23 protein-coding genes and 1 riboswitch are annotated in these 20,513 nt (G+C 65.2%); of the genes, 13 read left to right on the plus strand and 10 right to left on the minus strand.

The features are described from left to right. The first annotated feature begins 9 nt into the window (after window positions 1-9). The 5 genes from IRG63_RS11140 (at window position 10) to IRG63_RS14120 (ending at window position 3,366) form a co-directional block, all read left to right on the plus strand. Window positions 10-615, plus strand: coding sequence for a dihydrofolate reductase family protein (locus IRG63_RS11140; RefSeq protein ID WP_349236200.1), 606 nt, complete (start codon window positions 10-12; stop codon window positions 613-615). Then, on the plus strand, window positions 612-1,085 hold the full coding sequence (locus IRG63_RS11145) for a hypothetical protein (RefSeq protein WP_168627569.1): 474 nt from the start codon (window positions 612-614) through the stop codon (window positions 1,083-1,085). Before IRG63_RS11140 ends, IRG63_RS11145 begins: the two co-directional genes overlap by 4 nt. An 83-nt stretch (window positions 1,086-1,168) precedes the next feature. After that, the gene (locus tag IRG63_RS11150; RefSeq protein ID WP_168627570.1) at window positions 1,169-1,426 is read left to right on the plus strand and encodes a hypothetical protein; all 258 of its coding nucleotides are present in this window, start codon (window positions 1,169-1,171) and stop codon (window positions 1,424-1,426) included. Between the two features lie 58 nt (window positions 1,427-1,484). Continuing rightward, on the plus strand, window positions 1,485-2,213 hold the full coding sequence (locus IRG63_RS11155; protein ID WP_168627571.1) for a hypothetical protein: 729 nt from the start codon (window positions 1,485-1,487) through the stop codon (window positions 2,211-2,213). Between the two features lie 88 nt (window positions 2,214-2,301). After that, window positions 2,302-3,366: a DUF998 domain-containing protein gene (locus IRG63_RS14120; RefSeq protein WP_168627572.1), complete on the plus strand. Its 1,065-nt coding sequence runs from the start codon at window positions 2,302-2,304 to the stop codon at window positions 3,364-3,366. Window positions 3,367-3,368: 2 nt separating this feature from the next. On the opposite strand, the gene IRG63_RS11165 is transcribed toward IRG63_RS14120, so the two are convergent. Together IRG63_RS11165 and IRG63_RS11170 are read right to left on the minus strand one after the other, a co-directional pair. Then, entirely contained in the window at window positions 3,369-4,154 is a 786-nt protein-coding gene (locus tag IRG63_RS11165) for an ABC transporter permease (protein WP_193510152.1), read from the minus strand. After that, the gene (locus IRG63_RS11170; protein ID WP_193510154.1) at window positions 4,151-5,197 is read right to left on the minus strand and encodes an ATP-binding cassette domain-containing protein; all 1,047 of its coding nucleotides are present in this window, start codon (window positions 5,195-5,197) and stop codon (window positions 4,151-4,153) included. Before IRG63_RS11170 ends, IRG63_RS11165 begins: the two co-directional genes overlap by 4 nt. A gap of 61 nt (window positions 5,198-5,258) precedes the next feature. Between IRG63_RS11170 and IRG63_RS11175 the strand changes: the two genes are divergently transcribed. The 3 genes from IRG63_RS11175 to IRG63_RS11185 all read left to right on the plus strand — a co-directional run bounded on the left by IRG63_RS11175 (window position 5,259) and on the right by IRG63_RS11185 (window position 7,395). Further along, entirely contained in the window at window positions 5,259-6,257 is a 999-nt protein-coding gene (locus IRG63_RS11175; RefSeq protein WP_168627574.1) for a YafY family protein, read from the plus strand. Window positions 6,258-6,297: 40 nt separating this feature from the next. After that, a riboswitch (SAM riboswitch) is annotated at window positions 6,298-6,417 on the plus strand. Further along, window positions 6,415-6,684, plus strand: coding sequence for a hypothetical protein (locus tag IRG63_RS11180; protein ID WP_193510155.1), 270 nt, complete (start codon window positions 6,415-6,417; stop codon window positions 6,682-6,684). Its footprint overlaps the riboswitch before it by 3 nt. A 177-nt stretch (window positions 6,685-6,861) precedes the next feature. Further along, entirely contained in the window at window positions 6,862-7,395 is a 534-nt protein-coding gene (locus tag IRG63_RS11185) for a DUF1269 domain-containing protein (RefSeq protein WP_168627576.1), read from the plus strand. A 23-nt stretch (window positions 7,396-7,418) separates the two neighbouring features. Here the strand turns inward: IRG63_RS11185 and IRG63_RS11190 are convergent, their stop codons facing one another. The 5 genes from IRG63_RS11190 to IRG63_RS11210 all read right to left on the minus strand — a co-directional run bounded on the left by IRG63_RS11190 (window position 7,419) and on the right by IRG63_RS11210 (window position 13,062). Next, the gene (locus IRG63_RS11190; protein ID WP_193510156.1) at window positions 7,419-8,276 is read right to left on the minus strand and encodes an ABC transporter permease; all 858 of its coding nucleotides are present in this window, start codon (window positions 8,274-8,276) and stop codon (window positions 7,419-7,421) included. Between the two features lie 9 nt (window positions 8,277-8,285). After that, window positions 8,286-9,149, minus strand: a complete 864-nt coding sequence (locus tag IRG63_RS11195) for an ABC transporter permease (protein ID WP_168627578.1) — start codon at window positions 9,147-9,149, stop codon at window positions 8,286-8,288. Window positions 9,150-9,157: 8 nt separating this feature from the next. Beyond that, window positions 9,158-10,402, minus strand: a complete 1,245-nt coding sequence (locus tag IRG63_RS11200) for an ABC transporter ATP-binding protein (RefSeq protein ID WP_370566242.1) — start codon at window positions 10,400-10,402, stop codon at window positions 9,158-9,160. After that, window positions 10,399-11,529 (minus strand): PotD/PotF family extracellular solute-binding protein, encoded by a 1,131-nt coding sequence (locus IRG63_RS11205; protein ID WP_193510157.1) that lies wholly within the window; start codon window positions 11,527-11,529, stop codon window positions 10,399-10,401. Before IRG63_RS11205 ends, IRG63_RS11200 begins: the two co-directional genes overlap by 4 nt. A gap of 201 nt (window positions 11,530-11,730) precedes the next feature. Next, the gene (locus IRG63_RS11210; protein ID WP_193510159.1) at window positions 11,731-13,062 is read right to left on the minus strand and encodes an NAD(P)/FAD-dependent oxidoreductase; all 1,332 of its coding nucleotides are present in this window, start codon (window positions 13,060-13,062) and stop codon (window positions 11,731-11,733) included. A 163-nt stretch (window positions 13,063-13,225) separates the two neighbouring features. Between IRG63_RS11210 and IRG63_RS11215 the strand changes: the two genes are divergently transcribed. Continuing rightward, entirely contained in the window at window positions 13,226-13,807 is a 582-nt protein-coding gene (locus IRG63_RS11215; RefSeq protein WP_193510160.1) for a DUF4386 family protein, read from the plus strand. Between the two features lie 6 nt (window positions 13,808-13,813). Here the strand turns inward: IRG63_RS11215 and IRG63_RS11220 are convergent, their stop codons facing one another. From IRG63_RS11220 to IRG63_RS11230, 3 genes are all read right to left on the minus strand, one after another. Continuing rightward, a complete protein-coding gene (locus IRG63_RS11220) occupies window positions 13,814-14,215 on the minus strand; it encodes a hypothetical protein (RefSeq protein ID WP_193510162.1) in 402 nt (133 codons plus the stop codon). Window positions 14,216-14,426: 211 nt separating this feature from the next. Further along, complete coding sequence (locus tag IRG63_RS11225) at window positions 14,427-15,083, minus strand: response regulator transcription factor (protein ID WP_193510163.1); 657 nt, start codon at window positions 15,081-15,083, stop codon at window positions 14,427-14,429. Then, window positions 15,080-16,669: a histidine kinase gene (locus IRG63_RS11230; RefSeq protein ID WP_193510164.1), complete on the minus strand. Its 1,590-nt coding sequence runs from the start codon at window positions 16,667-16,669 to the stop codon at window positions 15,080-15,082. The genes IRG63_RS11225 and IRG63_RS11230 overlap by 4 nt, the downstream gene beginning before the upstream one ends. A 169-nt stretch (window positions 16,670-16,838) precedes the next feature. Here IRG63_RS11230 and IRG63_RS11235 point away from each other — a divergent pair, with 169 nt between their 5' ends. From IRG63_RS11235 to IRG63_RS11250, 4 genes are all read left to right on the plus strand, one after another. Next, entirely contained in the window at window positions 16,839-17,489 is a 651-nt protein-coding gene (locus IRG63_RS11235) for a hypothetical protein (protein ID WP_193510165.1), read from the plus strand. 144 nt (window positions 17,490-17,633) lie between these two features. Further along, window positions 17,634-17,996 (plus strand): iron chaperone, encoded by a 363-nt coding sequence (locus IRG63_RS11240; protein ID WP_193510166.1) that lies wholly within the window; start codon window positions 17,634-17,636, stop codon window positions 17,994-17,996. 460 nt (window positions 17,997-18,456) lie between these two features. Next, complete coding sequence (locus IRG63_RS11245; RefSeq protein ID WP_193510167.1) at window positions 18,457-19,650, plus strand: PASTA domain-containing protein; 1,194 nt, start codon at window positions 18,457-18,459, stop codon at window positions 19,648-19,650. A gap of 225 nt (window positions 19,651-19,875) precedes the next feature. Beyond that, a complete protein-coding gene (locus IRG63_RS11250) occupies window positions 19,876-20,082 on the plus strand; it encodes a hypothetical protein (protein WP_193510168.1) in 207 nt (68 codons plus the stop codon). The last annotated feature ends 431 nt before the right edge of the window (window positions 20,083-20,513 follow it).

A 20,513-nucleotide genomic window follows, 5' to 3' on the forward strand; every position in this document is an offset into this window, starting at 1 on the left:
GCGCGGGCGGTGGGCTTAGTGACGTGTGACGTGGGCATTTCGGTCGACGGCTTTGTGGCCGGGCGGAATCAGACCCTGGACGAACCGCTCGGAGTAGGCGGCGAGCACCTGCACCGGTGGATGTTCGAGGAACCGGAGCAGCACGCTGCGGAACTGGCCGCCATCACCGAAGCGGGTGCCTTCATCATGGGTCGGAACATGTTCGGCCCCATCCGCGGCGAGTGGGACGAGCCGTGGAGCGGATGGTGGGGCGACGAGCCGCCGTATCACGCCCCCGTGTTCGTACTGACTAACCATGCTCGCGACCCGTTGGAGATGGACGGTGGGACCACATTCTTCTTCGTCACCGAGGGAATCGAGGCTGCGATGGAGCAGGCCCGCGCTGCGGCAGGTGAATCGTCCGTGTCCGTTGCCGGCGGTGCTTCCACCATCAACCAGTACCTGGCCGCCGGCTACATCGATGAGTTGCGACTGCACATTGCCCCAATAGTGCTGGGCGCGGGTGAGCGTCTCTTCGAAGGCAATGCGGGACTTGACCTCGAGCCGGTAAGCAGCCGCTCGACGTCGCTCGTCACCCACGTGACGTACCGAGTGGGAGTAACAGAAACCGGATGACTGCAACGGCGCGCACACTGACGATTGTTCTCCTGGTCGCGGCGGCGGTCGTCACGTCCGGCTGCTCGGCTGCACCCGAACCGGCACCATCGCCGGCGAGTGCCGAGCCGACACCCTCGGCCGCAGCCCCGGTGGACATGATGGACCGAGTCGGGAATGCCGACTGGGAGTGCGGCCAGTTCAGCGCACTTCGGGGCATCGAAGCCCGATCTTGGTGGCAGCACGACAACGGACTGATCGACGACGACGCCTACGACTCCCGGCTTGCGGCACTGAAGGATGCTTGGGTGCACACTGTCTTTGGAGACTCGAGCGTCACTCCAAGCCTTCGCGAGGCTCAGCGAGCAGCCACGGACGGCGTCGGCGAGGACAATGCTGAATTCCAAAGGGCCACCACTGCAGTCACTCTTGCCTGCGACGCCGCTGGCTCCATCGTTTCTTACGGCGCGCTTCTGGAAATGGGCGGGTAAGCACCTCGCTTGAAGTCGACGACTCACATCACTAGCATCGTTTCATCGAACATAGTTTCGAGCGAACTAGCTAGGGTGAGATTATGCAACTCGACCATGAGCCGGTCATCGTGCGTACCGTTGGAGCCGTACCCGCGTGGGTGCAGTGGCGCGGGACGACGTACTCCGTCACCGACACACCGACCGCGCTCTACGGATACATCGCCGAGGCGCCGACACATCCGTTGCAGCCGCGGGTCGGCTGGAGATTCCAGGGAACCAGTCCGGCGGGCGAAACGCACGTCTTTGACGTCCGCCAGACCAACCTGGAGCGATGGGATCTCGTCGCAATCTACGACTGAGCTGAGTGGGACTCGGCAAAGGCTTCCGCTCGCCCCTCTTATGGGGGATGATGAGCGCATGTCGGCTGTGGATGTTCCAGAGCAACGTACGCAGGCAATCCGCCTCCCGCGCGCATCAGTGACGTGGTCGCTCATTGCGGCCGCGCTGTTTCTCACCTCCGCTGCGCTTCAACTCGCGGCATCGCTTCAGCGGTGGGTGGTCTTCAGGGGCGCGTTCCCGGGTAACAAACTTTCGGTCGAAGACCATCTCTACGACTACACCTATCCCGCTGAACCTTGGGAGAGCATCGGCACCGCGGCGCAGCTCTTCGGCGCGGGCATCCTGATCGCTGCGGGCGGCGTGTTGGCCATGACGATCGCGGTCGTGAGCATGCCCAGAAAGGGATCGCACCGCGGCATCCGCATCCTCCTGGAGTTCGTGATTGCAGCCGTCATCGCCAGCTGGTTGGTGATGTACGGATTGCGCGCTCTTCTGTCGGGCCTCGCTGGTTCTCCAGTCGCCCTGCAACCCTCGGGATGGCTGGGCCTCGGCGCGTTCGTCGGCGTGATCGCTCTCGGGGTTCTTTGGCTGTTCCGTGCCCCCGCCGCCGCACTGGCCTGCATGTTCCTGATCGACACAGTGTCGGGCCAGCTCTTCTCCACGTTGCTGATGGCTCCCTTGGTCGCCGGTTACACATCGCACGACACCACCCCGTGGACGGAGACGGTCGGCGCGCTGGGGACGGGCGCTGCGGGAATCTCGATGATCCTCGCCGCCGTGTGGGCGCATCGGGTGGTCACCGACTAGAGGGGCCCAGCTCGAGTGGTTCCGTAAAGTCGCCGGGTGTACGCTCCGCATCAATAGCGCGCACGCGCTGAACCGCTGGAGGTGCCCAGTGAGTCGAGCGACATCCCTCTCCCGCGTCATCCAGAACCCGATCGCGGATGCCGAGGCTCGCGAGTCCTCCGCTCTCCTCGTCGGAGCCGTCGTCTTCGTGGCCGGAACGATACCGGCCCTGTTCGTCTTCTGGGGACGCGACCTGCCGATCTCCGGCCGCGGCTCCGTCGGGGAGTTCGCCGCGATCGGCTCGGGCATCGCCGCACTTCTTGCCGTCCTTTATGCCAGCCTGCTCAGATCAGCTCAGCAGCGCGATACCCGTACCTGGCGTCGGCTGCGCTGGTTCGATGTAGCGGCGATCTGCGCGGCGCACGCCGTCATCGCCCTGCTCGGCTGGATCGGCCTCGCTTCTGTCTTCAGTGCGAGCTTCCAAGGCGCGGAGGTGTACGGGACCTCGGCTGCAGTGCTCGCGGGCGTCATCATGGCGATCACCGCCTACGCAGCGTTCCTCTCCGCCATCAACCTCACACCGATGCTGCTCTCGCTCCTACTGGCCGTGTTCCTCGCCGTCGGCACACTGGCGAGCATGCTCAGCGCCAGCGATCCGCTCTGGTGGAAGGAAAACCTGAGTACGCTCGGGATCAATGACGACATCTCGGCGTTGGCTTTCAACCTGACCTTGATCATTGCCGGCGTCATGGTCACCACGATCTCGCACTATGCAACCGCGTGGCTGCCCACCGCTACACAGGCCGAGGCACGCGGGCGCTATCTCGTTCGGCTTGCACTGATCCTCATCGGCATCCTGCTCGCCTGCGTCGGGATCTTCACGCTAGATGAGTTCTTCGCCATTCATGGCTTGACCGCCTCCGGGATGGCTCTCATCTACGTGGCGATGGTCATTGCCTTGCCGTGGCTCGTGCCCTCCATGCCGCGGGTCTTCGTTCTGTTGGGCTATGTCTTCGTCGGGGTGATCGTCGTGCTGGCGATCTTCTACGTCACCGGGTACTACACCCTGACAGCGGTGGAGTTGATCGCGTTCGTGCTTATTTTCGCCTGGCTCATCGTGTTCCTCCGCACCGCGGGCTCGGTCGAGCCAAAGGTGGAGCTGAACGCCGAATAGGGTCAGCTGCTCCTGCGCATCGACCGGATGCCGACCCACAGTCCGACCGCGGCGAGCGCCAGCGCGGCGACCCAGCCCCAGAGCACGGTGACGCTCCCCAGATCGCCGGCGAACAGCATCCGCTCGGCCTGCACTACCCAGTTGATCGGGTTGACGACTGCGACGGCGCGCATCCAGCCCGGACCCTCGTCGAGCGGCAAAAGCATGCCGGAGAGGATCAGCAGTGGGAAGATCAGCGTCTGCTGCACACCCCAGAACAGCCACTCGCGATCTTTCGTCGCCAGCGCGAGCGAGTAGGACAGCGACCCGAGGCCGATCCCGAAGACCGCCAGCAGCGCCAGGCCGATCACGAGCCCTGGGACGTGGATCGTGAAGCCGAACGGCCAGGCGATCAGCACGATGATGAGCGCCTGCACCACGATCGGTGCGATCTCTTTGAGCGCGCGCCCGACCAGCAGCGATGAGCGTGACAGCGGCGCGACGAGCGTGCGCTCGTGCGAGCCGGTCATCATCTCGTACTGCAGGTTCGAGCCGACCGCGCCGGTGCCGAAGAGCACGATCATGACCAGCACGCCAGGCACGAACCACTGCAGAGTCTCGCCGACCGGTTGCCCGGACGAGCCGACCAGCAACGGCGCGAACAGCCCAAGGAAGACGAGCGGTTGCACCAGGCTGAAAATGAGCGTGAACGGGTCCCGGATGACCGGCTTCAGTTCGCGCCGGAGCACATTCCAGGTGTCACGCGTCGGGGTCGACTTGACTGCGGTGTCGGTTTCTGTGGCGCTCATCGCTGGACTCCTGTCTTCTCGGCCGCGGCGGCCGGTTCGGTGTTCTCGTCTTGGTGTTCGTCGCTGGGCTCGCCCTCGCCTGCTTCGCGAAGCGTGCGCCCGGTGAGCGCGAGGAACACGTCGTCGAGCGTCGGAGGCACCCCGGTAGCACGGTCAACCCGCAGTCCGGCGGCATCCAGCGCTCGGACGGCGGCCGGGAGGAGTGCGTCGCCGTCCGGGGCGGTGAGGGTGACGGATGCTTGCCCGTCGCGCGCGACCTCACGGTCGGTGAGCGTCTGCACCACCGCGATGGCTGCGTCGGCGTCGGCCGTGGTGGCAAAGCTCAGGGTCAACAGGTCGCCAGCCAGGTGGGATTTGAGCCGGGCGGCGGTGTCGTCCGCGATGACCCGACCCTTGTCCATGACCATGACGCGTTCCGCGTAGCGGTCGGCCTCCTCGAGGTAGTGCGTGGTGAGAAACACCGTCGTGCCGTGCTCGGTGCGCAGGTCGAGGATGTGCTGCCACAGGTTGGCGCGGCTCTGCGGGTCCAGCCCGGTCGACGGCTCGTCGAGGAATAGCAGCGGCGGTGCGTGCATGAGGCCGAGCGCGATATCGAGGCGCCGCTTCTGCCCGCCGGACAGCTGCTGCACCGAGCGGGTCGCAAACGGCGCGAGGTCGAGTGACTCGATCAGCTCGTCGGCGCGGGTTCGGGATGCGGCGGCCGACATCCCATAGAACGCGCCTTGGCTGAGCAACTCGTCGCGGACGCGCTGCGCGAAGCTGCCGCTGGTGAGCTGGCCGACGTAGCCGATGCTCGAGCGCACCGCGGCGGGTTGTTTCAGGATGTCGTGGCCGACGACCCGCGCGCTGCCGGAGGTCGGCGGCATCAGGGTGGTGAGCATCCGGAGACTGGTCGACTTGCCTGCGCCGTTGGGGCCGAGGAAGGCGACGAGGGCGCCGCGCTCGACCTGGAAGGTGAGGTCGGTGACAGCCTCGACGGTCTTCTTCTTGACGGTGAAGCGCTTGGTGAGGGAGTGCGCTTCGATGATCGGTTCGCTGGTCATGCGTCGAGGGTAGGACGGTATGCGGACAGATTCTGTCCGCGATGTGTGAAATTCTTGGGACATGTCCGATACGACTACACGGGCGCTCTCGCTGCTCAATCTGTTGCAGACGCACCGGCACTGGCCGGGAGCCGAGCTGGCCGACCGGCTCGGTGTGACGGAGCGGACGGTGCGACGGGATGTGGAGCGGCTACGCGAGCTGGGCTACCGGATCGAGTCGACGCCGGGGGCGAGTGGCGGGTACCGACTGGAAGCGGGAGCGGCATTACCGCCTCTCTTGCTGACCGACGAGGAGGCGGTGGCGATGGCAATCGGGCTGCGAGTTGCGGCCTCCCAGCGGCTGGTGTCGGGGCCGGAGACGACGGTTACGGCACTCGCGAAGCTTGAGCAGGTGCTGCCCGCTCCCCTGCGCCGGCGGGTCATCGCGCTGGCCGACGCGGTTCAGCCGGCGGGTATCAACGCCGGCGCCGCGGTATCAAGTGAGGTCCTCGGCGAGCTCGCCCTCGCCTGTCGGGATCATGAGCGGGTGCGTTTCACCTACACCGCGGCATCCGGTGAGGTGACCCGGCGTCGGGTGGAACCGCACGCGCTGGCCCCGGCGGACCGGCACTGGTATCTGCTGTGCTGGGATCTGGAGAAGGATGACTGGCGCACGTTCCGGGTCGACCGGCTGGAGGGCGTCGAGCACACGCGGGTGCTGTTCGAGCCGAAGCCGCTGACGCCCGAGCAGATCGAGGAGTTCGTCCTGGTGGCGCGGTCGTGGGTGCGGCAGGCGGTGGAGGCAGAGGCGGTGATGGAGCTGCCGCTGGCGGAGATGCGCGAGGTGTTCGGGCAGTGGGGTCAGGGCGCGAACGCGGAGGATGACTTGCGAACGCGGTGGCCGGTGGGTGGCAGTGACTTCCGGGAGACCATGTATGGGTTGTCGTGGATACCGGCGGGGGTCGAGTACACGGTCGACTTGGATGACGTTCCCCGAGCTGAGTTGCGCGAAACGCTCGAGCGGATGCTGCGGGCGCTGGATGCGGCGCCGGCGCAGCAGAGCGACCGCCTCAAGGCATGAGGGGACGGATGTCGGTGGCTCCCGGCTAGAGTGTGGACACGTTCACGAGTCGCGGCTTTCGGTACCTGGCTGGCCGCGCGGCAACCCGAGTCCATCGACTTCCGGGTGCCCCAGGGGAAGAACGGGCGAGGCACCAACGGGTGCCACGCAAGATTCGATGGGGTTCGCCCCCAGAGAGGGCGGCAAGAATGCACGCCGGAACCGCGGCGAAGTCGCCGACGCACCGACGATCGCCATCCGCCGCTCGGTCAACGGTGTTTTCAGCGCCAAGGGACCGGATGGCTGGCTCGAAACGACCGGCCACACGAGTTGGACGTGGCAGCCAAACGACGATCCGGACCCGCTGGCGCAGATCAAGTACGACCTGCTGTCGTTCATCAGGGATCGCCGCGGGGCGCGAAGCGTGATCCTGATCCAGCCGAGCTGACCCGCACGAGATGCCACTCAACGCGGGAGTGGGTATCTCGAAGCGCGGCCACCTCAGGCGCAGATCACCCCTCGCGGATGAGGCTGCTACCGGCGTCCCGGTGCGACATTGGTGTCCAAATCGGCCGCCGTTGAACGATTGCCGGCGACTTCGCCCGAACGACCGGAAGGCACTCTGATGGCATTCGACACCCTCATGGTTATCGCCGGCGTCTACCCCGACCTCAAGTCCGCCGAGGATGACTACGACCTAGTCAAAGAGCTCCACTCCAAGGAGGGGCTCATGGACGCCTACGACGCCGCCGTCATCCATCGCCGCGACGACGGCAAGGTGAAAATCACCCGCAAGCACGAGACCCCGACCCGGGTCGGCGGCGTGCTCGGCGGTGGCGCGGGACTGGCCACCGGGCTCGTCGTCGCGCTCTTCCCGTTCGCGGCGATCGGCGGCGGCCTCCTCGCAGCCACCTCAGCCGGCGGGGCAATTCTCGGGGCCGTCGCCGGTCACGCAGCGGCCGGCATGAGCCGCGACGACCTGAAGGAACTCGGCGAATCCCTCGATAACGGCGAAGCGGGCCTGGTTGTCGTCGGCGTGACCGATATGGAAGCGCGGATCGAAGAGGCCATGCGCCGCGCGGAAAAGCTCGAGAAAAAGCAACTCAAGGCGGACGTCGAGGCCCTCGAGCGCGACGCGAAGGAAGCATCCGGTCAGTAGAGCCCCCGCACCGTGCTACGACCTCAGCGCGACCGGTTCGCCCGCACGGTCGCAACGATCGACATCGTCACCGCCAGCGCCATCACCACCAGGAAGATCACGACGGCAATCACGTTCACCTGCGGCGGCACTCCGCGCTTGGCCGCGCCCCACACGTACATCGGGAAGGTCATCGCGTTGCCCGAGTTGAAGTTCGTGATGATGAAATCGTCCAGCGACAGCGCGAACGCGAGCACGGCTCCGGCCAAGATGCCGGGTGCTGCCAGCGGCAGGGTGACCCGCCTGAAGGTGCGCCACGGCGTCGCGTACAGGTCGGCCGCCGCCTCGGTGAGACTCGGATCGAGCATCGCCAGCCGCGCCTTCACGACGATGATCACGAAGCTGATGCAGAACATGATGTGGGCAAGCAGGATCGCGACCGGGCCGAGCGGGATCCCGACGTTCACATACAGGGTGAGCAGGGACGCCCCGAGCACCACCTCCGGCATGGTCATCGGCAGCAGCACCAGGATGTTGGCCATCCCCTGCCCCCGGAACCTGAACCGGGTGAGCGCGTAGGCAGCCAGCACGCCGATGATCGTCGCCGCGAGCGCGGCACCCAGAGCGATCTGCAGGCTCAGCCCCACCGATTCGCACAGGCCGTACGGGCCGCACATGTTCGTCCAGTTGTCGAGCGTGAACTCGTTGAAGGTGAAGTTGTAGCGGCCAGCTGGTTTGTTCAGCGACATCACGACGATGACGGCGATGGGCAGCAGCAGGTACACGGTGGCCAGCGCGCCGATCACACGAATGATGTGGCGGCCGAAGAATGCGGCCGTACGCTCCCGCAGCGGCGAATAGTTCAGCCGAGCCGAGGACTCCGGAGCCGTCGAGACGCTCATGACACTCCCCTACAAGATTTCGTTCGTGCGCGACCGGCGCATCGAGATGGTGACCAGGCCGATGATCAGCACGATGAGCGACACCGAGAGAGCGGATGCCATCGGGTAGTCGAGAGCGCGCAGGTACTGGCTCTCGATCACGTTGCCGATCATCTGCGTGTCCACGCTGCCGAGCAGTTGCGCATTGACGAAGTCGCCGGCAGCCGGAATGAAAACGAGCAGGCATCCCGACACGATCCCGGGCAGCGACAACGGCAGGGTTACCCGCCGGAACGCGCGGAATCCGCTCGCATACAGGTCGGTGGCGGCCTCGATCAGCCTCTTGTCGAGGCGATCCAGGCTCACATAGATCGGCAGGGTCATGAACGGCAAGAAGTTGTACGTCAAGCCGGCGATGACCGCCGTCGGCGACGCGAGCAGCCACTGATCGGGCGCCAGGATGTGCAGTGACCGCAGCACCTCCACCACGATCCCCTGATCGGCGAGGATCGTGGTCCAGGCCAGCGTGCGCACCAGGAAGCTTGCGAACAACGGCGCCACGACCAGCACCAACAGCAGATACTTCCAGCGGCCGGCCTTGAAGACGATCATGTAGGCCAGCGGGTAGGCGATAAGCAGCGCACACAGGGTGGCGATCGCCGCGTAGGTGATGGACCGCAGGAACCACGGCCAATAGGCGCCGACGGCGCTCACGTAGTTGCCCACCTCGAAGGTGAACGCAAAGCCCTCGGAGAACGACCCCGACTGCAGCGACCCCATCAGCAGGGTGACCATCGGTGCCAGGAAGAACAGCAGCAACCACACCACCATGGGGGCGAGAAGCAGATACGGCGCGAGAGTTCTGCGCCTTTCGGCGCTCAGTGCGGACACCATCACACCGACTACGCGCTCGGGCCCTGGTTGGCCGGGGCGGCCGGGCGTTCGGGATCGATGCTCACGGCGCGCGTGTCGGCTCCGACCGGGCTGCCCTCGCCGGCGTGGGGATCCTCATTGCCGTCCAACGCGAAAGTGTGATCCCGGTGCCAGCGCAGTTTCACCGGCGTGCCCGGGGCGAGTCGCCGCGCGGTTGAGTGGTTCTGCACGAACGCCTTCATCGTGTCGTCCATCCCGGTGACGGCCACAACGTACTCGGTGCCGATGCCGATGTAGGAGGAGTCGAGCACGACGCCTGAGATCTCGTTCTCTGAAGAGTCGGGGGCGCCGTCCTCGACGAGGTGAACCTTCTCCGGCCGCACGCCGACGAAGACCTGAGCGTTCGTGCTGTGTACCCGATCCCGGGGAATACGCACCGACTGCCCCGCGACACCCGCGACCACGAAGTCGCCTTCGCTCCCACGCACGTCGGCGTGCAGCAGGTTCGAGCTGCCGAGGAAGTTCGCCACAAACGCCGTACGCGGCGACTCGTACAGCTCCTCCGGGGCACCCATCTGCTCGATCCGGCCCTTGTTCATGACCGCGATCTTGTCGGCCATGGTCATGGCTTCTTCCTGGTCATGGGTGACGTGCAGGAAGGTGAGACCAAGCTCGGCCTGGATCTGCTTGATCTGGTACTGCATCTGACGGCGCAGCTTCATGTCCAGCGCGCCCAACGGCTCATCCAGCAGCAGCACCTGCGGCTCGTTCACGATCGCGCGTGCGAGCGCGACGCGCTGCTGTTGGCCGCCCGACAGCTGCGCCGGCTTGCGATGCGCCATGCTCGCAAGCTCAACCGTTTCGAGAATCCGGTTGACCTTCTCCTTGATGTCCTTCTTGCGCCGCTCTCGCAGCCCGAACGCCACGTTCTCGAAGACCGTCAGGTGCGGGAACAGGGCGTACGACTGGAACACCGTGTTGACCGGCCGCCGGAACGTCCGCAGCTGAGCGATATCGGTACCCGACAGCAGGATCTGACCCCCATCGGGTTGTTCCAGGCCGGCCACCATCCGCAGGGTCGTGGTCTTGCCGCATCCGGATGGCCCCAACAGGGCGAACAACTCACCGCTCGGAATCGTGAGGTCGAGGTGATCGACCACGGTGTTCTTGCCGTAGCGCTTCACCAGCCCGCGAAGCTGGAGGTCCCCGTCTCGGGCGGCTGTCGCCCCGACGGTGGTTGCGGCGGCCTCGGTCGTGGTGTCTGTAATGCTCACAGACCCAGCGCCTTGTCGAACGCGGACTGGTACTTCTGGTTGTCGTCGATGCTGAGCGACATGTAAGTGAACATCTGCTTCATCGACTCGGAGTCGGGGAAGATGAGCTGGTTGTCCGCGAGCTCAGGGTCGATGTTGGCCATCGCATCCTGTGCACCGGCGACGGGGCAGACCGCGTTGACGTACGCCGCTACCTGCGCGGCGATCTCGGGCTCGAAGTAGAAGTCGATGAGCTCGTGCGCACCGTCCGAGTTCGGCGCACCCTCGGGCACCATCATCACGTCTTCCATCAGCACTCCGCCCGAGTCGGGGATGAAAAACTTGATGGCGGGATTGTCCTTGCTCAGCTGCACCACGTCGCCCGCCCAGGCGAGACAGGCGCCCAGGTTGCCCTGCGCGAGGTCTGACGCGTAGTCATTGCCGGTGAAGCGTCGCAGCTGGCCACTTGCACGGGCCGCTTCGATGTCCTCGATGGCTTGGTCGAAGTCGTCGTCGGTGAAGTTGCCCGGGTCGGCTCCGTTGGCGAGCATCAGCGTGCCCGTGGTCTCACGCAGCTCGGTCAGGAGCGACACCTTGCCCTTGAGGGCGGGGTCGTTCAGCAGCTCGTCGACCGATCGGACGTCCTTGCCCGTGACATCCGTGTTGACCGCGATGCCGACCAGCCAGCCTTGCCAAGGCAAGGAGTACTTGCGAGAAGGATCGAATGCCGGGCTCTCAAACGCCGGCAGCAGGTTCCTCGAGTTCGGGATCTTCGACTTGTCCAGGGCAGCGGCCCAGTCGAGCGAGATGAACCGGCCGCCCATCCAGTCCGTCGGGCTGACGAGGCTGGCGGGGATTCCTTGGCCGTTCTGCATGAGCGGCTGCACCTTCGCGAACCACTCGTCGTTGCTGTTGATCTCGGCAAGGTACTCGGTGTGGATCCCGGTGAGCTCCTTGAACTGCTCGAGGCTCGGGATGGTGCCGTCATCCTCGGTGTCGACCGACAGCGGCCAGTTGGCCCAGATGAGCTCGTCGGTTGCACCATTTCCAGGCCCGGCGACACTGCCGCCCGGCTTTGTGGTGCAGGCCGCGAGGAGCGATACGCCTCCGGCGATTGCTGCGAACTCCAGCAGCTGTCGGCGGGACATGCCCCGCATTGCGGGCAACCGTGTGCCCCCCTGATGTGATGCTGATCGGAAGGTACCCATGATTCCTTTTCCACTGCCATAGTGCTGTCGGTCATGCCCCGGCAGAGTGATGAAAATCCCCCACGCCCGCGGTTGGCTCGATTATGGCCTAGCGGTGCAAGGGAAGCGAAATCGCCCCCTGATGGGGGCGTGAGCCGCGCCTTACGTGAGCGCCTCCGTGAGCGCGCCGAACGGTAACTCGCGGCCGAGAATGTTTTGGGCCGCGCGGTGGCCGGAGCGCAGCGCAGCCGTGACCGTGGCGGGGTCTTCCGTCCAGGTGGCTTCACCTGCAATGTGCAGCACGCCCTCGATCGGGGTGGCCAATAGGTCGTGGTCATCGGCGCCCGCGCCCGGCTTCATGTAGGCGTAGGAACCGCGCGAGTACGGGTCGTCCTGCCAGTTGGTGATCAGCACCTGGTGAGGGACGTCGACTTGGTCTCCGTAGACACCCCGCAGGGCTTCGAGGACGGAGTCGGCGATCTGGTCGGCGCTCCACGATCGCGTCTCGATCGCGCTCGGGCCTGCCGCAAACGTCAGCAGGGTGGGCACTCCATCCAGCGCCGTCAAGTCGTACCAGGAGTGCCACCACTTGCCGGCCTCACCCTGCTGTCGAATGGCGTAGACCTCGTCATCCCAGAACTTGGTGGGGAAGCGCAGGAAGACCTTCTCGAAGTTGTTCATCTCGAATCCGCTGATCGCTCTGGCGTGCTTCTCAGGCAGGGGCGGCTCAAAGACGAAGTCACCGGATTTCAGGACGCCGATCGGCACCGTGACCGTCGCCCTGGCGGCCATGAACTCGCCCTGGTCGGTGCTGACAGTGACCCCATCCGGCGTCCAGGCAATACGCGTGACAACGTGCTCAAGCCTGACGTCGAGTCCATCGGCAAGATTTTCGGCGAGCTCGTCGAACCCGTCGGGAAACACGACCTCATCCCCGAAAATGACATCGTCGTCCAGCCCGCGTGCGGCAAGGTCCCCAGCCCACACCCCGTACTGCTCTTCAGAACGATGCAGCAGGAATTCGCGCACGCGCTCCGCGCGGTCCACATCCCAAGCCAGGCCGGCCAGGGCCGTCTCGATGGCCTCCTGGTAGGTGCCGTGCGACTCGGATGCGTCAACGGCGGCAGCGAGATGCTCATCAAAGTGGCGGATGTCGTCGGCGAACCTCTGCACCGCGTCGTCGTCCAGCCGCTCCCCCGTCGGACCGTAGTAGGCGATGGGGCGACCGTCTGGCTGGTAGCTGCCGACCGTGAACTCAGCCGTGCGCATGCCGAAGGCACTCACCACATCGGCCAACGGATTGTCGTCGATGCCGTGGATCCAGGACGCACCGCGGTCGGCGACGTAGCCGTCGGCGCGGTGGCTCCAGGTGCGGCCGCCGATGCGATCGCGCGCCTCAAGCACGACCACTCGCTGCCCAGCCTGTGCGAGCAGGCGCGCCGCGGTCAGCCCGGATACGCCCGCCCCTATGACGACGGTGTCAAAGACCTGCATGGAGTCAGCGTAGCGATGCGCAGCTCTGGCCTAATTCGCGGGCCTCGCCATCCCGTAGGAGCTCGCGCTCAATTCCTTCCAGCGAAGGTGTCAAAGCTTCTTGACATGGAGTACAGTTTTCATGACACCCGACCGCGCCACACACCGGATGAAGGAGAAGTGAATGACCACCACTCGCACCCCCGCTAGCAAGGGCGTGTCATCGATGCGTTCCTCGGCGATTGTCGCCGGGACGAGCCTTGCGGTGATGGCCGTGATCGCCCCCATCGCCGTGTTCGCGGCACTTCCTGCTGGACAGACCGCTCTGGCAGGGATGATTCTCCTCGTCGTCGCCATGCTCGACGTGATCGTGGCGTACACCGTGGTCGCGGTGCTCGACCCAACTGACAGCGTCCTGGCGCGGATCACCGCGGGCCTGCGCCTTGCGTATGCCGCAGCATTCGCCGTGGCGGCATCCAGGCTTCTCACCGCGGATGACGTCAGCGGTTTCCAGCAGATTTGGGATGCAAGCCTGCTCCTGTTTGCCGCCCACCTCATCGCTCTCGCGCTGCTCGGGTGGCGTACGGGCTTACTGCCCCGCTGGATTGGCGTTCTCGTGATGCTTGCTGGGGCCGGCTATCTCATCGATGCTGTGGGCCCGGCGTTCGGTGTCGAACTCGCCGTCTCCACCATCTCCTTCGTGGGCGAGGTGGTGCTTCTCATCTGGTTGCTCATCCGTGGATTGCGCAAGGAAAGCCGGGCCTAGAGCCAGCTACTCTTCCTGCTGCGGACTCCAGCGCACGCCGTGGTCAGTACAGAAAGTTGTTGTGACCGCTCTCCCCTGCAAGCACGCGGCATCGACGAGCTCTCTTTGCCCAACCGGTTCTGAAAGCTCGACCGTGAGTGGCACCGTGTCATTGCCCAGGCAGGTGTATGCGCCCTCCTGCAGGGGTTCCACGTCGGTCCGGATCACGATGCGGTCCTTCTCATAGGTCACCTCGGGATCGAGGACGGTGCCGGTCTTGCCGCCAGAACACTCCAGTCGTACGACGCCGAGGTGCAGGGTCGTGGACTCCGCGCTGATCTCATCGACATTTGACAACTCCCACACACCGACCCCCGGCTGCTGAGGTGACGAAGCGCACCCGGTCAGCATTGCCGCACCAATCAACACACAGCCCCACCAAGACGCTGAGCGTCTCGAAACAGAGTGGACTGTAGTCACTGCTGTCGACCGCGTTCGTCACTCATCGGCACCCCCAGGACCCTCAACGCAAGGATAGGCAGCCCGAGGCTTGTGCCGCTAGGAATCGGCACTTCCCCACCCAGAACGCCTTTTCCTCCCTCCTGGACGCGCGGTTGTACAGGAGATGTTGCCGTCACTGTCACCCCATGGGGCCGACAAGACCCGCGCGATGAGCGAGCACCGCGGCCTGCACACGATCGCGCACCCCGAGCTTGAGGAGCACCTGAGCGACATGGGTCTTCACGGTCGTCTCCGCGAGGTGAAGGTGCGCAGCGATCTCGGCATTCGAGCGCCCGTCTGCCAGCGAGCGGAAGACCTCGCGCTCGCGCTCGGTAAGCGCGTCGTACCCGCGGGGTGGAGCGGGCACTTCGGGTCGTGCGACGAAGCTGTCGATCAGCTGCTCGAGCACGCGAGGGCTGAGAGTCGTCTCGCCGAGAGCACAGTCCTTCACCGCACGCAGGAGAGCGTGCGGCTCAGTGGTCTTCAGCAGGAACCCCGCCGCGCCCGCACGCAACGCCTCGGCCACATAATCGTCGACATCGAACATCGTGAGGATCAGCACACGGATGCCGGGATGGCGCGCCCGCAGCTCTCGCGTCGCGCTGATCCCCCCACCGCCAGGCATCTCGACATCCATCAGCACGATGTCGGGCTGGAGTTTATCACAGCGGTGAACACTCTCGGGGCCACTGGCCGCTTCGCCTACGACTTGGATGCCCGGGTCGCTGGCGAGCACAGTCGCGAGACCCGCACGCAGGAGGGCGTTGTCGTCCACTATGAGCACGCGAACGCTCACGCCAGCATCCTCTCCAGCGGGAGGGCAGCTTCAACCCGGAATCCGCCGGTGACGCCCGGCTGGGCGGAGAAGCTCCCGCCCGCGAGCTCGACGCGCTCTCGCAACCCAACAAGCCCGTATCCGGGCACGTGAGCGGCATCGAGTGGGCGTCCGGAATCCGTGATGATGACACGCAGCGCCTCACCTGCTCTGATGATCTCAACGGATGCCGAACTCGCCTCCGAGTGACGCAGAACGTTGGTGAGTCCCTCCTGCACGACACGCACGACTAGCGGTTGAAGGGGTGTCGGCACCTCGTCCGCATCGAAAGACACGTCCAGTCCGGCCAGTCTGAATCGCTCTATCAATGCGGTGGCGGACGGTTCCGGCGACAGCCCCGCAGCGGCATCCGATCCCATGCCGACCTGTGTCGCCGCCTCGGTCCGGCCGAGCTCGTCGAGGGCTTCGACAGCCGTGTGGTGCGCGATGGCGAGTGCTGAACGTGCACGTTCGGGGTGGGCGGGCCAGGATACTTCAGCGGCGGCGGCCTGCACGGCGATCACCCCGACGGCGTGCGACACGGTGTCGTGCAGCTCACGGGCGAAGTCGCCACGTTCCGCTGCGAGCGCTGCATCGATTGCGGGACGCACGGCCTCGATGCGTTCGGCCTCGGCGCGGCGCGCCGACGCCATCCCCGCGCGCCCGAGACGGACAACGAGACCGGTCAGAGCCGCCAGCGAGATCGTCAGCAGGTTGGCCCACACGTTGAGGGGTTCGACGATCGTGGTCGCCACGCCGACCAAAGCGCAAAACGCAGCCAATGTCACGATCGCGGTCACTGCCCTGGCTCGCGTCGCCGCTCCGTACGCGAGGAGTCCGAAGCCCGCGAACACCCAAACGCCCCCGAACACCGGCAACCCGACGAACGCTGACGCCAGCCACACGGCGCCCGCGGTGAGAGCACCGGCAACCGGAGCGAGACGCCACCACACGACGGTCGATGCCGCCAGCGCTGTGGTGAGCGCCGAAGCCCACCCCGCGTAGGGCTCAAGGTGTCCGATGTAGGCGAGCCCTTCGCCCACCGCGAGGGCGATCGTGGCCGCCGCGATCAGAAGGTCGGACCCTGCCAGACCTCCACGGCGAGCGCGAGAGGCGTCCGCCGTGTCAGCTGGGTGCACCACGTCGCGCAGCAGACCCAGCTGACGGCGCAGTTCCGCCGTCGCCTCGCGGCTCGCCCGGTGCACCGCACGTGCCGCAGCACCGAGGTCGGCGTGCGGGTCGTTCTCAGACCCTGCGGCCAGATTCTCGATCTGGGCGAGCGATACCCGCAGCTGCCGGTCGATGTCGCTCGACAGGCGCGTGCGCTCTTCGGCGACCGCGCGAGCGATGATCTCGTCGTCGTCCAGTTCGAGCGAAGTCTGCGCTGACCGTCGGGCCACGCGCGCCTGCGACATCGAGCGCGCGATGACCACACCCACGAGCCACAGCAGCGCCGCGACGATACCCAGGAAGGCGGCATCCAGAACACCACCCGGCCAGCCCACCGCGACAGCGGCTGCCACGAGCGCAATGAGCACGACAACGGCGACGACGCGGCGGACGAGCATGCGCTCAGCATGCCATGAGGCGAGGTCCGACGTCCTCGTCCAAAAGGATGACCCGCGCTCCTTCCGCCGGTCAGATCGAATGGTGCCGTGTGGGCGAGGCGGCAGGCCGTCGACCGTTCGTACCGTGGCCTCACACAGCCCCGCAGGGGCTGACGAATCGGAGGTCATCATGCGTATTTCCTGGTATCACGTCGTGGCACTCATCTCGAATCTCGCACTCGGTGCGATCGCCATGACCGACACCGTGGTCAAGGGGACCACAGGCGGGTCGATCATCCCGCTGGAGGATCCGGCTACAGGAAACGCCGTCTACATGCTGCTGGTCATCAATCTGGTCCACGGCGTCGCTTACGCGGCGCTGATCGTCGTGCTGCTGAAGGAGCGAGCACGGTTCGCCGTAGCGAATCGTTTCGCACGAGTGATGCGCATCGCGCTCATCGTCGTATGCGCGGCGCTCGCCGTACCCTTCCTCGTGCTGCAGCCGATCGCGCAGCTCGGGGGCATCCCCGTCGGGTCTGGGTTCATGCTCGAGGTTTCCACGTGGGTCGGCAGCCCGGCGTTCATCGGCATATTCCTCTTCTCGGCCGCTCTGGGCCTCTCCCTCATTCGCAGAAACCCGCTCGGCATCGGCGGGCGCGTGCTCTTGGGTGTCTTGCCAGCGTTCCTGCTTGTGATCACGCTCGCGTTCATCAGCCCCGACTGGGCACACCCCGGCATCGCCGAGGTCGTCGCCGGTGTCGGCCTCGCGCTGCTCGGCGTGGGTTCCGCTCGCGCCCGAGTGGTCGCTCCCTCGCTAGTCGAGTCGAAGGCGACGGCCTGACATCGACCGAGGGAGGGATGCCGCCGCATCCCTCCCTCGACATCCGCAGCGCTGCCGGTCAAGAGCGTCGGCAATCGCCAGGGCGAGCACTACGCGACGTCGTACCGACCAAAGCGGGACGGTGGCCAGCAATAAGCTCGTGTGATGGGTGAAAAGGTGAAGAGCGTCGAAGAATATCTCAACGCGCTCGAGCCCGCGTACCGAGCAGAACTTGAACGGATCCGCGCGCTCGTAACACAACTCGCGCCGGACACCGAAGAGACCATGAGTTACGGGATGCCGACCCTCAAGTACAAGGGTCGGGCGCTGGTGTATTTCACCGCATCCAAGAAGCACATGAGCTTCTACCCCTCGTCATGGGCGATCGAGGAGATGAAGGACCAACTCACGCACTACAAGACCACCGAACACGCGATCCAATTCACGCTGGACAACACCTTGCCCAGCCGCCTGATCGAAGACCTTGTTCGCATACACGTGCGCGAGATTGACATCAACAGGCAGTGAGCCGCTGGCTCCCTACGATCAGCATCGTGGTCGCAGTAATCACTAGCGCCACCCAAACGTCCGGCCACCCAGATGACGATCCGCCGCGACCAAACAACGAAACGCTCCGGGAAATCCACCGGAGCGTTTCGTATTGCGGCTGTTCTTTCAACAGTGCCTAGACCCTTTGGTGTTGTGTTGTTGTTGTTGTCTGGTGTTTGTCTGGTGGGCTGTTCTAAGAACTCGTACTGGCCCGGAAATACATGGACCTTTCCCAGGCCCGAAATGCGTTTTCCTCCGCACCCCTTCGGTTTTTCCTCTTTTTCCGTCGAAGCTGCGTAGTCTCAGATAGGTGAATCGTCCTCTGGTGTTCGGCGCGGGTATCGTTGTCGTCCTTTCTCTATCCGGTTGCACCATGCTGCAGCAGCCTTTTGTGCCGGTCGAGCCAACTATTCCGGTGTCAGACGCGAGCGTTGAGGTTGTGCCGGATGTCGAAGGCATGAGTCTCTCCCATGCACGCACGCTGCTCGGGCTCCTAGGGCTCCAGTCCTCGGGTGTAGACGCTTCGGCCGCCGGCCGGGAGCCGGAGCACTCAGTGCAGTGGACGGTAGTAGGTCAGGAGCCAGCCGCCGGCACCGCGGCAGACGCAGACGAAGAGGTGGAGCTGCGTGTGCTACGCCGAGACGAACGACCCGGCGAGATCCTAACGATGACGGCCGAAGAGGTGGAGGACAAGCATTCGTACGACCTTGCGCTCGACTACCTTGGGTTGACCGTCCGCGAGGCGCAGGGTCTGGCGAGAAGTGTGGACAGCGAGCTCAGGCTACGTGACATCGACGGTGACCGGGTCGACGACTCCGACGTCGAAGATGATTGGGTGGTCATCGGCCAGGAGGACCCGCCGGGTTCGTCGGCCGCGGGGAGCGTGGGGGTCCGCGTCGTCCCGCCGTCCGCTCCGGAAGCTGACCAGATCCCCGAACGGCACCCCGCGTCGTGGGACGGCGTCACGAAGTACTTCGGCATGGTCACCGGGTTCGAGACCGAAGACCCAGAAGATCACCGGGTGGCGAACGTCATGATCGACGACACCCCTGTCCTGATGGTGTTCATCGAACCGTTCGACGCGGTGTGCGAGGGCGACGTCGATACGAGCGTCGCTGTCGAAGACCGGAACAGGGTCCTGCCGATTGGGACACCGGTCATCGCGACGGCGCTCACCAGCGGATACTGGAACGAGGGCGGGTTCGTCCACCCCGTAGCGCACCTGAACCCGGAGGATCCGGTCGCCGACTCGACGAACGAACAGCTCGTGCGGCTCGGATCCTGGATCCCGGACGTTCCCGGAGTGTTCGCGAACCAGTTCGACATGACGACTACCAGCAGCCCTACTTACTTCACGAACCCGGCCGCCTTCGAGGACTTACCGCCGGTCGCCCGAAGCCACCTGTTGCGCATCATCGACGCGGGCAATTCGGCCGCTGGTCTCCAAACGGGCTCAGTCGGCGGTTGCGTGGTGGCTGCCATTGAAGAGGCACGACTCGAAGCCGAAGCCGAAGCCGAGAGGAAAGCCGTCATGGACGCATGGTTGGTCGAGTACCAGCGGAAGGTCGACAGCGGGTATTTCAGGGCTTCGTGTCGGGACGGCGACGGTGACGGCGTGTGCTACGAGCGCTGAGTTCCAGGAAACGACGGCTAGGACCGGTGCACGGCTCCGGGGCATCTGACCCCGGAGGATGACGGGCGTCGGTCCTGAACTGGGGGCGACAGGCTATTCGCTGTCGTCGCTCATTGGAATCGCACCGGGCAAGATGTCAGAGATGTACGGTGCGAAACAAGATCACTGCTAGCTACTCCCCCAGACAAGGTTCCTGCCCTTGGCGCCCATGCTCGGATCGAACCAATGCAGCTCGACCCCGCGCGAGATGGCAACCGCATGAACCGGCGGAGCAGGAGGCGACACGAGGATCTCGATCCGTTCGCCACCGATCTCCTGGAGCGCCACGACTCGTTTCGGACCGCGCTTCTCAACGGCGAGTACGACAAACACGCCTGGGATATGAGTCCCATCGCCGGCCGCGTCGAGCGTGATCAGCTTCCGGATGCCTGAACTTATCCGCTCTGCCAACGCTCGCGATCGCCCCCCACGGAGAAGCCAGGCGGAGACGTGTCCATACACGGATGCTTCGGCCAAGGCGGTCCGAGATCGTCAAAGTAGACCCGACTGCCGAACTCATTCGAGTAAAAGAACACCTCGGCGCCGCAGACGGGGCATCGAGCGTGCGGGTCGACCCAGCTTTCAGTTCGCGCGATCGTCGCGGTGGACTGCGTCGACGGCGCGACTGCTCTGTAAGCCCAAGTCGATGACCAGCCATCACGATCGACCCAATGGCCTTCCACCCAATGCCGATCGTACTTACCCCAGCGCCAGTGTCCGTCGCGCCAAAACCTGGTCATCGCGGCCCTCCGACTCGTCTTAGCTCAGGAGCGTACGGCCTTAGCTAAGTTTCGCAATCCCCAACTTAGGTGATCGCGGCCGGC

Origin of the sequence: Cryobacterium sp. BB736 (assembly GCF_014980265.1) — a bacterium.
In the GTDB taxonomy this organism is placed as follows: Bacteria; Actinomycetota; Actinomycetes; order Actinomycetales; family Microbacteriaceae; genus Terrimesophilobacter.

Excerpts from the sequence above, each read along its gene's own strand:
- IRG63_RS11145 (WP_168627569.1), top strand. The coding sequence starts at position 612 with ATGACTGCAACGGCGCGCACACTGACGATTGTTCTCCTGGTCGCGGCG.
- IRG63_RS11150 (WP_168627570.1), top strand. The coding sequence starts at position 1,169 with ATGCAACTCGACCATGAGCCGGTCATCGTGCGTACCGTTGGAGCCGTA.
- IRG63_RS11155 (WP_168627571.1), top strand. The coding sequence starts at position 1,485 with ATGTCGGCTGTGGATGTTCCAGAGCAACGTACGCAGGCAATCCGCCTC.
- IRG63_RS11165 (WP_193510152.1), bottom strand. The coding sequence starts at position 4,154 with ATGAGCGCCACAGAAACCGACACCGCAGTCAAGTCGACCCCGACGCGT.
- IRG63_RS11170 (WP_193510154.1), bottom strand. The coding sequence starts at position 5,197 with ATGACCAGCGAACCGATCATCGAAGCGCACTCCCTCACCAAGCGCTTC.
- IRG63_RS11175 (WP_168627574.1), top strand. The coding sequence starts at position 5,259 with ATGTCCGATACGACTACACGGGCGCTCTCGCTGCTCAATCTGTTGCAG.
- IRG63_RS11180 (WP_193510155.1), top strand. The coding sequence starts at position 6,415 with ATGGGGTTCGCCCCCAGAGAGGGCGGCAAGAATGCACGCCGGAACCGC.
- IRG63_RS11185 (WP_168627576.1), top strand. The coding sequence starts at position 6,862 with ATGGCATTCGACACCCTCATGGTTATCGCCGGCGTCTACCCCGACCTC.
- IRG63_RS11190 (WP_193510156.1), bottom strand. The coding sequence starts at position 8,276 with ATGAGCGTCTCGACGGCTCCGGAGTCCTCGGCTCGGCTGAACTATTCG.
- IRG63_RS11195 (WP_168627578.1), bottom strand. The coding sequence starts at position 9,149 with ATGGTGTCCGCACTGAGCGCCGAAAGGCGCAGAACTCTCGCGCCGTAT.
- IRG63_RS11205 (WP_193510157.1), bottom strand. The coding sequence starts at position 11,529 with ATGTCCCGCCGACAGCTGCTGGAGTTCGCAGCAATCGCCGGAGGCGTA.
- IRG63_RS11210 (WP_193510159.1), bottom strand. The coding sequence starts at position 13,062 with ATGCAGGTCTTTGACACCGTCGTCATAGGGGCGGGCGTATCCGGGCTG.
- IRG63_RS11215 (WP_193510160.1), top strand. The coding sequence starts at position 13,226 with ATGACCACCACTCGCACCCCCGCTAGCAAGGGCGTGTCATCGATGCGT.
- IRG63_RS11230 (WP_193510164.1), bottom strand. The coding sequence starts at position 16,669 with ATGCTCGTCCGCCGCGTCGTCGCCGTTGTCGTGCTCATTGCGCTCGTG.
- IRG63_RS11235 (WP_193510165.1), top strand. The coding sequence starts at position 16,839 with ATGCGTATTTCCTGGTATCACGTCGTGGCACTCATCTCGAATCTCGCA.
- IRG63_RS11240 (WP_193510166.1), top strand. The coding sequence starts at position 17,634 with ATGGGTGAAAAGGTGAAGAGCGTCGAAGAATATCTCAACGCGCTCGAG.
- IRG63_RS11250 (WP_193510168.1), top strand. The coding sequence starts at position 19,876 with ATGCAGCTCGACCCCGCGCGAGATGGCAACCGCATGAACCGGCGGAGC.